We start from the raw sequence: 261 nt of genomic DNA, 5'->3' as shown, positions 1-261 counted from the left end.
GGAGGACGCGCGATGATAAGTGGTCTGGTACATCTTCTTGCTCCTCTCAGGCCGCGTGGATCGTGTGCCACACCCGGTCAGGGGTCGCGGGCATTTCCAGATTGTTCTTGCCGATCGCATCCGTGATCGCGTTGATCACGGCCGCAGAGGCACCGATCGCGCCGGCCTCACCGCAACCCTTGATGCCGAGCGGGTTGCCCGGGCACAGCGTCGTGGTGTGGGAGAGGTTGAACGACGGCACATCGTCGGCGCGCGGCATGG

1 protein-coding gene is annotated in these 261 nt (G+C 64.8%); it reads right to left on the bottom strand.

The window, feature by feature from the left end:
* Window positions 1–46: 46 nt before the first annotated feature.
* Window positions 47–261: xanthine dehydrogenase family protein molybdopterin-binding subunit (locus EOD29_RS32730; RefSeq protein ID WP_164763995.1), on the bottom strand; the 215-nt coding region annotated here is incomplete at its 5' end.

It is taken from the genome of Mesorhizobium sp. M1A.T.Ca.IN.004.03.1.1 (genome assembly GCF_003997555.1).
In the GTDB taxonomy this organism is placed as follows: Bacteria; Pseudomonadota; Alphaproteobacteria; order Rhizobiales; family Rhizobiaceae; genus Mesorhizobium.
This window is presented reverse-complemented; position numbering and strand designations above follow the sequence as displayed.